We start from the raw sequence: 14,954 nt of genomic DNA on the forward strand, positions 1-14,954 counted from the left end.
GCTTCTTGCGAAAAACTTCTCGCTAAAGCCTGACCGGCATCAGAGTATCGAGAGCACTGCAGGTGGCTCTACCCTGATGAACGTCACCCCCGTCGTTTCTTGAACGCCTCTGCTTGCACAGTCGCCCTATCCGGATCAAAGGTACGTCAATGAGTGCAAGTTTTTCAGGCATTACGTGGGGCTTTCCCGGCATCGACCGGCGCCTGCTGAAAGTGCAATTCAGCTTTTTGCTTATGGTTCTGGGGGGGCGGTGCAATCAACTGGCGGTGGCTTGGTGGGCCTTGCAGGAAACAGGCTCTGCGCTCTACTTCGCCAACATGATTGCCTGTTCCATTGCGGCGGAGGTGTTAGCCAAACCCTTGTTGGGATGGCTGGGAGACAAGTACAACAAAATCCTGATCATCAAGCTGGCCTCATGGATCAGCCTGCTGACAGCGCTGTTGATGGTGGTGCTGTCCGCCACGGGGTCGTTCAACCCTTGGACGGTGGGCGCGCTGATGATGATCAGCAGTGCGATCGTCGGCGTGCGCGACCCTCTCCAGGCGTCGGTCATTCCTTTGTTCGCAGACGACGATAAAGTCTCCCTGGCCTTTCGGACCAAAAGCGTGATGTCGTCTTTTTCGATTCTGCTGGGGCCGGTACTGGCCAGCGGGTTGATTTACGGGTTCGGTATCACGTTCGCCTTTGCTGCCGATTTTTTTGCGATTCTCATCGCAGGGGCATTGATCGCGACCATCCCGAGCCACATCGGTGCCACTGGCCAAGGCGAAAAAGGCCCGGGTGCCAGCGGCTTCAGCATGATTTATTCCGGTTTCAAAGTGGTTTACGGAGTGAAAGTCGAGTTTTACCTGGCCATCATTGCAATGCTGATCAACTTTGCCCTGTTTCCGTTCTTCACCATTCTGATTCCACTGTACGTAAAGGACGTCATCCAGTACCCGGTCACATACATTGGTCTTCTGGATTCATGCTTCGGACTGGGCATTCTGGCGGGCAGTTACAAGATCATCAGCTGGTTATCCGACCGGGTCCCCCGTGATATGTGTGTGTCCGCAGGTTTTGCATTACTAGGGTGCAACCTGGTGGTGGTCGGCACCGTTTCATCGTCGATCATCGTACCCGCAGCCTTTTTCTGCGGCGGCGTAGGCCTGATGTTGATCAACATCCCCACCTCCGCAGTGAGGCTACTGGCGACGCCCAAGCTCCATCGCAACCGGATATTTGCCACGGTTTCATTTCTGTCTGCGGCGGCCAGCCCCTTGGGCAGTTTTGCGATGAACACCCTGATCGCCTATCTGGGGGTCGCACTAACAATCACGCTGCTGGGCGCCATGGTGTTGCTGTTGTCTCTGCTGGTCTTTCTGGTACCCGATTTCAAAACGTTCATGCGTTCCCCGGATACGCAGCTCAATGATGCCTACCTTGACAAATACCCTGAAGCGTTTGCGCACTGACGCGCCGCCATACACCACTTACAAACGGAGTTGCCTTTCACACAGAATCCGCTTGTTTCCGAATCTCGGAATCGACGGCAGAAAAGGTTTCAGCAAAAGGCACGCTATTCCTAGCGTTGAGTGCAAAGCGAGTTGTATTGAAGGGAATTTTTCGGGGATTTTTCTGACAATTTTTTGAGTACTTTCCGACAGCGCAGCACTGGAACAACTACGCAGGAGCACTCGTCGTACTCCTGCGTAAATCGCTTATTCCACCGTCACCGACTTCGCCAGATTTCGCGGCTGGTCAACGTCAGTGCCTTTCAACACGGCAACGTAATACGAGAGTAACTGCAGCGGAATGGTGTAGAGGATTGGCGACAGGATGTCGTGGATGTGTGGCATTTGCACAACGTGTGTGCCTTCGCCATTGGTCATGCCGGCCTGCTCGTCTGCAAAGACAATCAGCTCACCGCCACGGGCGCGGACTTCCTGGAGGTTGGATTTCAACTTCTCCAGCAGCTCGTTGTTCGGTGCCACGGTGACCACTGGCATGTCGTTATCCACAAGCGCCAATGGACCGTGTTTCAACTCGCCGGCCGGATAGGCTTCGGCGTGGATGTAGGAGATTTCCTTGAGCTTGAGAGCGCCTTCCATCGCCACCGGGAATTGCGCGCCACGACCGAGGAACAGGGTGTGGTTTTTTTCGGCGAACAGCTCGGCGATTTTTTCGACGGTACCGTCCATGGCCAGGGCTTCGCCGAGGCGGGTTGGCAAGCGACGCAGCTCTTCAACCAATGTGGCTTCGACGCCTTTGGCCAACGTGCCGCGAACCTGACCCAAGGACAGAGTCAGCAGCAGCAGACCGACCAACTGAGTGGTAAAGGCTTTGGTCGAGGCCACGCCGATCTCGCGACCGGCCTGGGTCAGCAGAGTCAGATCGGATTCACGCACCAAGGAGCTGATGCCGACGTTGCAAATCGCCAGGCTGGCGAGGTAACCCAATTCCTTGGCATTGCGCAACGCAGCCAGGGTGTCGGCGGTTTCACCGGACTGGGAAATGGTCACGAATAGCGTGTCGGCCTGCACCACCACCTTGCGGTAGCGGAATTCGCTGGCGACTTCGACCTGGCACGGGATGCCGGCCAGTTCTTCGAGCCAGTAACGGGCAACCATGCCGGCGTGGTAACTGGTGCCGCACGCGACAATCTGCACGTTACGCACTTTGGCGAACAGCTCGGCAGCCTGTGGACCGAACGCTTGCACCAGCACTTGATTCTGGCTAATGCGACCTTCCAGGGTGCGCTGCACCACGGCCGGTTGCTCGTGAATTTCCTTGAGCATGAAGTGGCGGAATTCGCCCTTATCGGCGGCTTCGGCGCCATCGCGGTACTGCACCGACTCACGTTCGACCACTTGGCCGCTAACGTCCCAGATCTGCACGCTGTCGCGGCGAATTTCGGCGATATCGCCTTCTTCCAGGTACATGAAGCGGTCAGTGACCTGGCGCAGGGCCAGTTGATCGGAAGCCAGGAAGTTTTCACCCATGCCCAAACCGATGACCAGCGGGCTGCCGCTGCGGGCCGCAACCAGACGATCCGGTTGCTTAGCGCTGATGACCGCCAAACCGTATGCACCGTGCAGCTCTTTGACAGTAGCCTTCAGGGCGACGGTCAGATCAGGCAGATCCTTGAGTTTGTGGTTCAACAGGTGAGCAATGACTTCGGTGTCTGTGTCCGAGGTGAACACGTAACCCAAGGCTTTCAGTTGCTCGCGCAGGGCTTCGTGGTTCTCGATGATGCCGTTGTGGACTACCGCCAGATCAGCGGAGAAATGCGGGTGAGCGTTGCGCTCGCTCGGCGCACCGTGAGTGGCCCAGCGGGTGTGGGCGATACCCAGGCGGCCGACCAACGGTTCTTCTGCCAGCGCCAGTTCCAATTCACTGACCTTGCCCTGGCGACGCAGGCGCTCAAGCTTTTGGTCATTGGTGTAGACCGCTACACCTGCACTGTCATAGCCACGGTATTCCAGGCGTTTCAGGCCTTCGAGCAGGATGGCGGTGATATTACGTTCTGCGACTGCGCCGACAATTCCACACATGCTATTTCTCCTGATTGACAGCCGCGAGGATCAAGTTGATTCCGCGGGCCTGAATCTGATCCCGTGCCTCGAGCGGCAGGCGATCATCGGTAATAAGGGTATGGACGCTGCTCCAGGGCAGCTCCAGGTTGGGAATCTTGCGGCCGATCTTGTCGGCCTCCACCATGACAACCACTTCCCGGGCGACTTCAGCCATGACTCGGCTCAGCCCCAGCAGTTCGTTGAAGGTGGTGGTACCGCGAACCAGGTCGATGCCGTCGGCACCGATGAACAACTGGTCGAAATCGTAAGAGCGTAGTACTTGCTCGGCCACCTGCCCCTGAAAGGACTCGGAATGCGGGTCCCAGGTGCCGCCGGTCATCAACAGCACCGGCTCATGCTCAAGTTCGCTCAAGGCATTGGCGACATGCAGCGAGTTGGTCATCACGACCAGGCCCGGCTGCTGGCCGAGTTCCGGAATCATCGCCGCCGTGGTGCTGCCGCTGTCAATGATGATCCGCGCATGCTCGCGAATCCGCGTAACGGCGGCGCGGGCGATGGCCTGCTTGTATTTGGACACCGGCTGACCAAGGTCGGCCACCAACTCTTGAGGCAGGGTGATCGCTCCGCCATAACGGCGCAGCAGCAAACCATTGGTCTCAAGCGCTGCGAGATCCTTGCGGATCGTAACTTCAGACGTTTCGAAGCGCTTGGCCAGCTCATCCACACTGACTTCGCCCTGCACATTGAGCAAGGCGAGGATGTTGTGACGGCGTTGAGGCGTATTGCGTTTCGACATGGCTTAGTAAGTTTCGATTCGAAAGATAACGGAAGCAATCAAAACCTATTGGCGAAACTTCGTCAAGCGTGGGGCGATAAAAAGCCCTGTGGATAACAAAAAAAGATCGCAGCCTGCGGCCGCTCACAAATGGGTTTTTTGTTCACCCTGTGGAGCTGCCGCAGGCTGCGATCATTTGATCTTCAAGAACTGTGGATAACTCAGCTCTTCTTGATTTTCTCAGGCCGCTTCCAGCCATCGATATTCTTCTGTCGCGCACGGCCCACGGCCAACTGCGCGTTATCCACATTCTGCGTAATAGTCGAACCCGCCGCCGTGGTTGCACCGGAAGAGATATCCACAGGCGCAACCAACGAGTTGTTGGAGCCGATGAACACATCTTCACCCAGAACGGTTTTCCACTTATTGGCGCCGTCGTAGTTGCAGGTAATGGTGCCCGCGCCGATGTTGGTACGCGCGCCGATCTCGGCATCACCCAGATAGGTCAGATGACCGGCCTTGGCGCCCTCGCCGAGATGAGCGTTTTTCAACTCAACAAAGTTACCCACATGGGCGCGTGCTTCCAGCACAGTGCCTGGACGCAAACGAGCGAACGGGCCGGCATCGCTGCCTTCGCCGAGAACCGCGCCTTCTATATGGCTGTTGGCCTTGATCACCACACCTTTGCGCAAGGTACTGTCCTTGATCACGCAGTTCGGGCCGATTACCACGTCGTCCTCGATAACGACCTTGCCTTCGAGGATCACGTTGATGTCGATCAGCACGTCGCGGCCGACAGTGATTTCACCGCGCACATCAAAACGAGCCGGGTCACGCAGGGTCACGCCTTGAGCCATCAAACGACGGCCGGCGCGCAGCTGATAATGACGCTCAAGCTCGGAAAGCTGCTTGCGGTCGTTAGCGCCCTGCACTTCCATGGCGTCATGCGGTTGCTCGGTGGCCACCACCAGACCGTCGCTGACTGCCATGGCGATTACGTCGGTCAGGTAGTACTCGCCCTGGGCGTTGTTGTTCGATAGACGGCTCATCCAGCCAGCCAATTGCGCGAACGGCAGCGCCAGAATGCCGGTGTTGCCTTCAGTGATCGCTCGTTCGGCTTCGTTGGCGTCTTTCTGCTCGACGATGGCAGTTACTTTGCCGTCGGCGTTGCGGACGATGCGGCCATAGCCGGTCGGGTCGTCCAGTTCTACTGTCAACAAACCCAGTTGCTGCGGCGCTACTTGCTTGAGCAGACGCTGCAGAGTCTCGACTTCGATCAATGGCACGTCACCATAAAGAATCAGGACGGTGTCGGACTCAATGAAAGGCACCGCTTGAGCAACGGCGTGGCCAGTCCCAAGCTGCTTGTCCTGCAAGACGAAATTCAGATCATCAGCCGCCAGACGTTCGCGCACTGCATCGGCACCATGACCGATGACTACGTGGATGCGCTGTGGATCAAGTTGCCGGGCGCTGTGGATAACATGGCCGAGCATCGAGTTGCCGGCAATCGGATGCAGAACTTTCGGCAGTGCCGAACGCATGCGAGTGCCTTGACCAGCAGCGAGGATAACGATTTCTAAAGACATGACTGGCTACCAATCCTGGGTGGTCGGCGGCTGCGACCAGGTAATGAATATCGGAAAAGAAAAAAGGGTAGCCGAGGCTACCCTTTTTAATCAATCGCACAACAAGCGGTGGCCTATTAGTGGCCGAACTTCTTGCGGATCTGCTGGACGGTGCGCAGCTGAGCTGCGGCCTCGGCCAGACGTGCGGCAGCAGAACCGTAATCGAATTCTGCACCACGGTCATGCAAGGCCTTCTCGGCAGCCTTAACGGCTTCCTGAGCGGAGGCTTCGTCCAGGTCGGCAGCACGTTGCACAGTGTCGGCAAGTACCTTGACCATGTTCGGCTGAACCTCGAGGAAACCGCCAGAGATGTAATACACCTCCTCTTCCCCGCCCTGCTTGATCAGGCGGATCGGGCCCGGCTTGAGATTAGTGATCAGCGGCGCGTGACCCAGAGCGATACCAAGATCACCCAGTGCACCGTGCGCAACCACCATCTCGACCAGGCCGGAGAAGATTTCCCCTTCCGCGCTGACGATATCGCAATGGACTGTCATAGCCATCTGATTGCCTCAACCTAAATTAGCGCCCGTTGCCGGGCGCCGGGATTACAGTTTCTTGGCTTTCTCGATCGCTTCTTCGATGCCGCCGACCATGTAGAACGCTTGTTCTGGCAGGTGGTCGTAGTCACCGTTGAGGATGCCTTTGAAGCCAGCAATGGTGTCTTTCAGGGAAACGTATTTACCCGAAGCACCGGTGAAGACTTCAGCCACGAAGAACGGCTGCGACAAGAAACGCTGGATCTTACGAGCACGGTTTACCAACTGCTTGTCGGCTTCCGACAGCTCGTCCATACCCAGGATCGCAATGATGTCCTTCAGTTCTTTGTAACGTTGCAGAACATACTGTACGCCGCGAGCGGTGTCGTAGTGGTCCTGGCCGATTACGTTCGGGTCCAGCTGGCGCGAAGTCGAGTCGAGTGGATCGACCGCTGGGTAGATACCCAGGGAAGCGATGTCACGGGACAGAACGACGGTGGCGTCCAAGTGGGCGAAAGTGGTCGCTGGCGACGGGTCAGTCAAGTCATCCGCAGGTACGTATACCGCTTGGATCGAGGTGATCGAGCCGTTTTTGGTCGAAGTGATACGCTCTTGCAGAGTACCCATCTCTTCGGCCAGGGTCGGCTGGTAACCTACTGCGGAAGGCATACGGCCCAGCAGTGCGGATACTTCAGTACCGGCCAGGGTGTAACGATAGATGTTGTCGACGAACAGCAGAACGTCGTTACCTTCGTCACGGAACTTCTCGGCCATGGTCAGGCCGGTCAGTGCTACGCGCAGACGGTTACCCGGCGGCTCGTTCATCTGACCGTAAACCAGTGCCACTTTGTCCAGAACGTTGGAATCCTTCATCTCGTGGTAGAAGTCGTTACCCTCACGAGTACGCTCACCCACACCGGCGAACACGGAATAACCGCTGTGCTCGATGGCGATGTTACGGATCAGTTCCATCATGTTTACGGTTTTGCCTACACCGGCACCACCGAACAGACCGACTTTACCACCCTTGGCGAACGGGCAAACCAGGTCGATAACCTTGATGCCGGTTTCCAGAAGGTCGTTGCCGCCAGCTTGTTCAGCGAAGGTTGGCGCAGGACGGTGAATGCCCCAGCGCTCTTCGGTGTCAATCGGACCAGCTTCGTCGATCGGGTTGCCCAGTACGTCCATGATCCGGCCCAGGGTCGCTTTACCGACCGGTACGGAGATGGCTGCGCCGGAGTCTTTGACTTCCAGACCGCGCTTCAAGCCTTCGGTGGAACCCATCGCAATGGTACGAACCACGCCGTCGCCCAGCTGTTGCTGAACTTCCAGAGTGGTCCCTGCCGCGCTTTGTACCAACAGCGCGTTATAGATGCTCGGTACGCTGTCGCGTGGAAATTCCACGTCGATAACGGCGCCGATGATTTGAACGATACGTCCGCTACTCATAGCTGGATCCTCTGAATATTTGAACCGTTAAACCGCGGCAGCGCCGCCGACGATTTCCGAGATCTCTTGGGTGATCGCAGCCTGACGCGCCTTGTTGTAGACCAGCTGCAAATCGCTGATCAAATCACCGGCGTTGTCGGTAGCGTTCTTCATCGCGATCATCCGCGCAGCTTGTTCAGCCGCGTTGTTCTCGACCACCGCCTGGTAGACCTGCGACTCGACGTAACGGACCATCAAGCCGTCAAGCAGCTCTTTGGCATCCGGTTCGTAGAGATAGTCCCAGTGGTGCTTGAGCGATTGATCCGGGGTTGCCTCCAGTGGAATCAACTGCTCCACAGTAGGCTGTTGCGTCATGGTGTTGATGAACTTGTTGGACACCACGGACAGGCGATCAATACGGCCGTCCAGGTAGGCATCCAGCATCACCTTGACGCTGCCAATCAGATCATTGATCGACGGCTCTTCACCCAGGTGGCTGATAGCTGCAACGACGTTACCGCCGAAGTTGCGGAAGAAAGCCGCACCCTTGCTACCAACAACACACAGATCGATCTCGACGCCGTTTTCGCGGTTTACCGCCATGTCCTTGACCAGGGCCTTGAACAGGTTGGTGTTCAAACCACCACACAGACCACGGTCACTGCTCACTACGACATAACCGACGCGCTTGATTTCACGCTCGATCATGAAGGGGTGGCGATATTCCGGGTTGGCGTTGGCCAAATGACCAATAACCTGGCGGATGCGCTCCGCGTAAGGACGGCTAGCAGCCATGCGCATTTGTGCCTTGCGCATTTTACTGACCGCCACTTTTTCCATGGCGCTGGTAATCTTTTGCGTGCTTTTGATGCTCGCAATCTTACTGCGAATCTCTTTTGCGCCTGCCATGTAACACCTATCAGGTTAGCAAGCGGGAGCCTTGCGGCTCCCGCTGCGGCTTACCAGGTTTGGGTGGCCTTGAACTTCTCGATACCGGCTTTCATGCCAGCGTCGATTTCGTCATTGAAGTCACCCTTCACGTTGATCTTCGCCATCAATTCGGCGTGATCGCGGTTGAAGAAAGCAATCAGCGCTTGTTCGAAGCTGCCGATCTTGGCGATTTCAACGTCAGTCAGGAACCCACGCTCAGCGGCATACAGCGACAGCGCCATGTCAGCGATCGACATTGGTGCGTATTGCTTCTGCTTCATCAGCTCGGTAACGCGCTGACCATGCTCAAGTTGCTTACGGGTCGCTTCGTCCAGGTCAGAAGCGAACTGGGCGAATGCCGCCAGTTCACGGTACTGAGCCAGAGCGGTACGGATACCACCGGAGAGCTTCTTGATGATCTTGGTCTGAGCGGCACCACCCACACGGGATACCGAAACACCGGCGTTCACAGCAGGACGGATCCCGGAGTTGAACATGGCCGATTCCAGGAAGATCTGACCGTCGGTGATGGAAATCACGTTGGTCGGAACGAACGCGGAAACGTCGCCAGCCTGGGTTTCGATGATCGGCAGTGCGGTCAGGGAACCGGTTTTGCCGGTCACTGCGCCGTTGGTGAACTTCTCTACGTACTCTTCCGAAACGCGGGATGCGCGCTCCAGCAGACGGGAGTGGAGATAGAACACGTCGCCTGGGTAAGCTTCACGGCCTGGTGGACGGCGCAGCAGCAGGGAAATCTGGCGGTAAGCCACTGCTTGCTTGGACAGATCGTCATAAACGATCAGCGCGTCTTCACCGCGGTCGCGGAAGAATTCACCCATGGTGCAACCGGAGTACGGTGCCAGGAACTGCAGTGCTGCAGATTCCGAAGCGCTCGCGGCAACGACGATGGTGTTAGCCAGTGCGCCGTTTTCTTCCAGCTTGCGAACCACGTTAGCGATGGTCGATTGTTTCTGACCGATCGCTACGTAGACGCAGAAAATACCGCTGTTTTTCTGGTTGATGATCGCGTCGATCGCCAGAGCGGTTTTACCGATCTGACGGTCACCGATGATCAGCTCACGCTGGCCACGGCCGACAGGAATCATGGCATCGACAGCCTTGTAGCCAGTCTGTACAGGCTGGTCTACCGACTTACGCCAGATCACGCCTGGAGCAACTTTCTCGACCGCATCGGTCTCGGTGTTGTTCAGCGGACCTTTGCCGTCAACTGGGTTACCCAGTGCGTCGACTACGCGACCCAGCAGTTCCTTACCAACCGGAACTTCGAGGATGCGGCCAGTGCACTTGGCGCTCATGCCTTCAGCCAGAGACTGGTAAGAGCCCAATACAACGGCACCTACGGAGTCTTGCTCCAGGTTGAGAGCCATACCGAAGACGCCGCCCGGAAACTCGATCATCTCGCCGTACATTACGTCGGCCAGACCGTGAATCCGCACGATACCGTCAGATACGCTGACGACAGTGCCTTCGTTACGGGCTTGGGAGGTCACATCGAGCTTGTCGATGCGGCCCTTGATAATTTCACTTATTTCGGAAGGATTGAGTTGCTGCATTGCTCTGCTGCCCCTTCAAACTCAAGATTTCAATGCTTCGGCAAGGTTCGCGAGTTTGCCGCGAACCGAGCCATCGATTACCAGGTCGCCGGCGCGGATGACAATGCCCCCAATAAGGGATTTGTCTTCCTCGACTTGCAGGCGCACTTCCCGGTTGAGTCGTGCACTGAGAACCTTGGCGAGTTTGTCTTGCTGTTCTTGGTTCAATGCAAAAGCACTGGTGACTTCAACGTCTACCGATTTCTCTTGTTCGGCCTTGTACAGGTCAAACAGAGCGGCGATCTCCGGCAACAGCGGGAGACGGTCGTTTTCGGCAACGACGTTAATGAAGTTCTGTGCCTTCACATCAAACTTGTCGCCGCACACGTCAATAAACGTGGCGGCCTTGTCTGCGCTCGTCAGTCGCGGGGCCTTGAGCACGCGCTGCATGGTGTCGTCTTGCGACACTGCTGCAGCCAGGCCGAGCATGGCTGACCAAGAGGCCAGTTGCTGGTGGGCCTGGGCGTGCTCGAAGGCTGCCTTAGCGTAAGGTCGGGCCAACGTGGTCAATTCTGCCATGATCGCCCTCGCTTAAATTTCAGCAGCCAGTTTGTTTACCAGCTCCGCGTGCGCGTTTTGATCGATTGTGGCACCCAGGATCTTCTCGGCGCCGCCAACGGCCAGAGCACCCAATTGGGCACGCAGCGCGTCTTTGACACTGTTCAGTTCCTGCTCGATCTCGGCCTGAGCCTGAACCTTCACACGGTCAGCGTCGATACGGGCTTTTTCAACAGCCTCATCGACGATCTGGTTACCGCGTTTCTTGGCTTGCTCAATGATTTCGGCTGCCTGAGCTTTAGCTTCGCGCAGTTGTTGACCCGCTTTATCTTGGGCCAACTCCAGGTCGCGAGCTGCTCGGGCGGCAGCGTCCAGTCCATCCGCGATCTTCTTCTGACGTTCGTGCAAAGCCGCGATGACCGGAGGCCACACGAACTTCATGCAAAACAGTACAAAAATGAAGAACGCAACGGACTGGCCAATCAGGGTTGCATTAATGTTCACGCCAACACCTCGCTCGTTCGTTGCACATCACACCAATTACTCGAAGGTTCGAGTAATTAGCCAGCGAGTTGACCAACGAATGGGTTCGCGAAGGTGAAGAACAGAGCGATACCAACACCGATCATGGTTACGGCGTCGAGCAGACCGGCAACGATGAACATTTTGACTTGCAGCATTGGAACCATCTCTGGCTGACGCGCTGCGCCTTCCAGGAACTTGCCACCCAACAGGCCGAAACCAATTGCGGTACCCAGTGCGCCCAGGCCGATCAACAGTGCAACAGCGATAGCGGTTAGACCAACTACAGTTTCCATCTTTCCTCCCGACTTTTACGTCGTATGGTTTAGGTTTTTTAGATTTTAAAGCGGTAAAACAAATCGTTTCATAGCCCTGTTCGGGCACCCACTCGTTTGACCGAGTGGGACATCAGACTAGTCGAGACTGGTCTTAATGGTTCTCTTCGTGCGCCATCGACAGGTAAACGATGGTCAGCATCATGAAGATAAACGCCTGCAGGGTGATGATCAGGATGTGGAACACAGCCCACGCCCACTGCAGAACTACGCCCAGGCCGCTAAGCCAGAGCAGACCGCTGCCGAACATCACAGCAATCAGAATGAAGACCAGTTCGCCGGCGTACATGTTGCCGAACAGACGCAGTGCCAGGGAGATTGGCTTGGCAACCAGCGTCACGAACTCCAGCAGGAAGTTCACCGGGATCAGCAGGGCTTGAACGAAGATGTTCTTGCTGCCGAAAGGGTGCAGGGTCAGTTCGCCGATGAAGCCGCCGATACCCTTGACCTTGATGCTGTAGAAAATGATCAACGCAAACACCGACAGGGACATACCCAGGGTCGCGTTCGGGTCAGTGGTCGGAACAGCACGGAAGACCAGATGCGGGTCGCCGGTAATGAAGGCAGCCACTTTCGGAATCCAGTCGACCGGAACCAGGTCGACGGCGTTCATCAGGAACACCCAGACAAAAATCGTCAGCGCCAATGGTGCGATCAATGGATTACGGCCGTGAAAGGTATCTTTCACGCTGCTGTCGACGAACTCGATCAGAACCTCGACGAAGTTCTGCAAGCCGCCAGGCTGACCGGAAGTCGCCTTCTTTGCCGCCATGCGGAAAAGAAGAACGAAGATCAGACCCAATGCGACCGACCAGCCGAGAGTATCGACGTGGAAAGCCCAGAAGCCCATTTCTTTGGCTTCTGCTGCGGTGTGGGCAAAACCCCACCCGCCAGTTGGGTGCTGACCGAAGGTCAGGTTCTGCAAGTGGTGCTGGATATAGCCCGAAGCGGTTGTCTCTGCCATGGTTGCCTCAAACGCCCTAAGGTCTCGAAAGTCTTGTTCTCATCAGCAGGGGCGCGAACCAGCTGACCAGTTGGGTCAACACGAAGACGCCGAATACAGCTAGCGGCGCCAATGGCTTCACACCTGCAAACGTCAATGCAAAGAGCACTGCCGTCAAAATTAGTTTGCCCGCCTCGCCAGCATAAAAAGACCGGACGATGGCTTGAGCTGCTCGGGCGCCGGAAAACCGAAATGCCCTGTGAGCGAAATAAACATTGGGTAGCAAGGCTATCAGGCCTCCGCAGAGTCCTGAGTACCCGGCTACGACTCCATGCCAGTACCAAAGCGCCAGAGCGGCCAGTACCAAAACGACAAATTGAGCCAGTAAGACCGGAAAAACTGCCAGGCGATGGAACGGCAAGCGGTTTGGCGTGCGGCTTTCCATCGTTTTTCTCCCCAATGATCGGCTGCCAGAATTCAATAACTTGGCATAATTTGTGCCGACAAAATGCGCGCAGAGTATAGGGGCGGTTCTGCCCCTATTCAACTGTCAGGTAGTGATTTCCGACTGCACGCTACATGAGGAAATGTTTCAGCGAATGTGTGCAAGCACACCTTGAAGCTCATCGAGGGAGTTGTAACCGATCACCAACTGCCCCTTCCCCTTTTTACCGTGGCGAATCTGCACCGCAGAGCCTAGGCGCTCAGCCAGACGCTGTTCGAGTCGAGCGATATCCGGGTCCGGCTTTACCGGTTCAGCAGGTTCCTGTTTACCACTCAACCACTGGCGAACCAGTGCTTCAGTCTGGCGTACAGTCAGTCCCCGTGCGACAACATGTCGCGCCCCTTCAACCTGTTGATTTTCCGGTAAACCGAGCAAAGCACGGGCATGACCCATTTCCAGGTCGCCGTGGGACAGCATGGTTTTGATGACTTCCGGCAACGCAATCAAGCGTAGCAGGTTGGCCACGGTCACGCGGGATTTGCCCACGGCTTCGGCCACTTGTTGCTGCGTCAGCTGGAATTCCTGCTGCAAACGCTGCAAGGCCACCGCTTCTTCGATCGGGTTGAGGTCTTCGCGCTGGATGTTCTCGATCAGCGCCATGGCGATCGCGGTTTCATCCGGCACATCGCGAACCATCGCCGGGATGGTTTCCTGGCCAGCCTGCTGGCTGGCGCGCCAGCGGCGTTCACCGGCGATGATTTCGAAGCGACCGCTGCCAATCGGACGAACCACGATCGGCTGCATCACGCCCTGAGCCTTGATCGACTGCGCCAGCTCTTCCAGCGCCTGAGGGTCCATGTCCCGGCGCGGCTGGTACTTGCCGCGCTGGATCAGGTCCAGGGGCAGGTGCTGCAACTCACGCTGATCAGCCTGCACCGCTTGTTCTTCCAGCGAGCTGACAGTCGGACCACTCAGCAGTGCATCCAGTCCACGTCCGAGACCTCGTTTCTTGACGGCCATGGGGATTCCTTAAGTTGCCTGAGCAGCGGCAGTGCGTGAGTTTTTGCGTTGACGACGAACCATCTCGCCCGCCAATGCCAGATAGGCAATGGCGCCCCGCGATGATTTGTCGTACGCCAGCGCCGGCATGCCATAGCTTGGTGCTTCAGCCAGGCGGATGTTGCGCGGAATCACCGTGTCGTAGAGCTGCTCGCCGAAGTGTTCCTTGAGCTGCGCCGAAACATCGTTCATCAGGCTCAGGCGCGGGTCATACATGGTCCGCAACAGGCCTTCGACTTTCAGGTTCGGGTTCAGCAACTCAGCGATGCGCTTGATGTTATCCACAAGGTCGCTCAAGCCTTCGAGCGCGAAGTACTCGCACTGCATGGGGATAATCACCCCATCGGCGGCGACCAAAGCGTTCAGCGTGAGCATCGACAACGACGGCGGACAGTCGATCAAAATGTAATCGTAGTTTTCACGGATCGGCGCCAACGCACTGCGCAGGCGGCTTTCCTTCATCTGCATTTCCAGCAGAACCACTTCGGCCGCGGTCAGGTCGCGGTTGGCCGGCAGCAGTTGGTAACCACCGTGCTCGGAATAGTGCATGGCCTGGGCCAGATCGCATTCGCCGATCAGCAGGTCGTAGACCGAATTTTCCAGGCCGTGTTTATCCACACCGCTACCCATGGTGGCGTTGCCCTGTGGATCGAGATCGATCAACAGCACCCGGCGCTTGGTAGCGACCAGCGATGCTGCGAGGTTGATGCAGGTGGTGGTTTTGCCCACACCGCCCTTTTGGTTCGCTATCGCGAATACCTTAGCCATTCTTGCTTGTGTTCCC

General features: G+C 56.8%; 15 protein-coding genes. 1 reads left to right on the forward strand and 14 read right to left on the reverse strand.

Annotation, left to right across the window (positions count from 1 at the left end):
- The first annotated feature begins 149 nt into the window (after nucleotides 1–149).
- Entirely contained in the window at nucleotides 150–1,454 is a 1,305-nt protein-coding gene (locus KGB23_RS12875; RefSeq protein ID WP_223431348.1) for an MFS transporter, read from the forward strand.
- A 246-nt stretch (nucleotides 1,455–1,700) separates the two neighbouring features.
- Here the strand turns inward: KGB23_RS12875 and glmS are convergent, their stop codons facing one another.
- The 14 genes from glmS to KGB23_RS12945 all read right to left on the reverse strand — a co-directional run bounded on the left by glmS (nucleotide 1,701) and on the right by KGB23_RS12945 (nucleotide 14,938).
- Nucleotides 1,701–3,533: a glutamine--fructose-6-phosphate transaminase (isomerizing) gene (glmS, locus tag KGB23_RS12880; protein ID WP_223431349.1), complete on the reverse strand. Its 1,833-nt coding sequence runs from the start codon at nucleotides 3,531–3,533 to the stop codon at nucleotides 1,701–1,703.
- A gap of 1 nt (nucleotide 3,534) precedes the next feature.
- Nucleotides 3,535–4,311 (reverse strand): DeoR/GlpR family DNA-binding transcription regulator, encoded by a 777-nt coding sequence (locus KGB23_RS12885; protein ID WP_223431350.1) that lies wholly within the window; start codon nucleotides 4,309–4,311, stop codon nucleotides 3,535–3,537.
- Between the two features lie 200 nt (nucleotides 4,312–4,511).
- Nucleotides 4,512–5,879, reverse strand: a complete 1,368-nt coding sequence (gene glmU / locus KGB23_RS12890; protein WP_223431351.1) for a bifunctional UDP-N-acetylglucosamine diphosphorylase/glucosamine-1-phosphate N-acetyltransferase GlmU — start codon at nucleotides 5,877–5,879, stop codon at nucleotides 4,512–4,514.
- Nucleotides 5,880–5,995: 116 nt separating this feature from the next.
- Complete coding sequence (locus KGB23_RS12895) at nucleotides 5,996–6,421, reverse strand: F0F1 ATP synthase subunit epsilon (RefSeq protein WP_008155716.1); 426 nt, start codon at nucleotides 6,419–6,421, stop codon at nucleotides 5,996–5,998.
- Between the two features lie 45 nt (nucleotides 6,422–6,466).
- Nucleotides 6,467–7,846 (reverse strand): F0F1 ATP synthase subunit beta, encoded by a 1,380-nt coding sequence (gene atpD, locus KGB23_RS12900; protein WP_033059678.1) that lies wholly within the window; start codon nucleotides 7,844–7,846, stop codon nucleotides 6,467–6,469.
- A 27-nt stretch (nucleotides 7,847–7,873) separates the two neighbouring features.
- Nucleotides 7,874–8,734, reverse strand: coding sequence for a F0F1 ATP synthase subunit gamma (atpG, locus tag KGB23_RS12905; protein WP_033059680.1), 861 nt, complete (start codon nucleotides 8,732–8,734; stop codon nucleotides 7,874–7,876).
- A 50-nt stretch (nucleotides 8,735–8,784) separates the two neighbouring features.
- Nucleotides 8,785–10,329 (reverse strand): F0F1 ATP synthase subunit alpha, encoded by a 1,545-nt coding sequence (gene atpA / locus KGB23_RS12910; protein WP_033059681.1) that lies wholly within the window; start codon nucleotides 10,327–10,329, stop codon nucleotides 8,785–8,787.
- A gap of 21 nt (nucleotides 10,330–10,350) precedes the next feature.
- A complete protein-coding gene (locus tag KGB23_RS12915; protein WP_008155712.1) occupies nucleotides 10,351–10,887 on the reverse strand; it encodes a F0F1 ATP synthase subunit delta in 537 nt (178 codons plus the stop codon).
- Between the two features lie 12 nt (nucleotides 10,888–10,899).
- On the reverse strand, nucleotides 10,900–11,370 hold the full coding sequence (locus KGB23_RS12920) for a F0F1 ATP synthase subunit B (protein ID WP_150657769.1): 471 nt from the start codon (nucleotides 11,368–11,370) through the stop codon (nucleotides 10,900–10,902).
- 56 nt (nucleotides 11,371–11,426) lie between these two features.
- On the reverse strand, nucleotides 11,427–11,684 hold the full coding sequence (gene atpE / locus KGB23_RS12925; RefSeq protein WP_002555987.1) for a F0F1 ATP synthase subunit C: 258 nt from the start codon (nucleotides 11,682–11,684) through the stop codon (nucleotides 11,427–11,429).
- 133 nt (nucleotides 11,685–11,817) lie between these two features.
- Complete coding sequence (atpB, locus tag KGB23_RS12930) at nucleotides 11,818–12,687, reverse strand: F0F1 ATP synthase subunit A (RefSeq protein ID WP_223431352.1); 870 nt, start codon at nucleotides 12,685–12,687, stop codon at nucleotides 11,818–11,820.
- A gap of 16 nt (nucleotides 12,688–12,703) precedes the next feature.
- The gene (locus KGB23_RS12935) at nucleotides 12,704–13,111 is read right to left on the reverse strand and encodes a F0F1 ATP synthase subunit I (RefSeq protein ID WP_007948092.1); all 408 of its coding nucleotides are present in this window, start codon (nucleotides 13,109–13,111) and stop codon (nucleotides 12,704–12,706) included.
- Between the two features lie 147 nt (nucleotides 13,112–13,258).
- The gene (locus KGB23_RS12940) at nucleotides 13,259–14,131 is read right to left on the reverse strand and encodes a ParB/RepB/Spo0J family partition protein (RefSeq protein WP_008027541.1); all 873 of its coding nucleotides are present in this window, start codon (nucleotides 14,129–14,131) and stop codon (nucleotides 13,259–13,261) included.
- Nucleotides 14,132–14,140: 9 nt separating this feature from the next.
- Complete coding sequence (locus KGB23_RS12945; protein WP_008155709.1) at nucleotides 14,141–14,938, reverse strand: ParA family protein; 798 nt, start codon at nucleotides 14,936–14,938, stop codon at nucleotides 14,141–14,143.
- Between the last annotated feature and the right edge of the window lie 16 nt (nucleotides 14,939–14,954).

It is taken from the genome of Pseudomonas sp. GL-B-26 (assembly GCF_019947405.1).
GTDB lineage: Bacteria > Pseudomonadota > Gammaproteobacteria > Pseudomonadales > Pseudomonadaceae > Aquipseudomonas.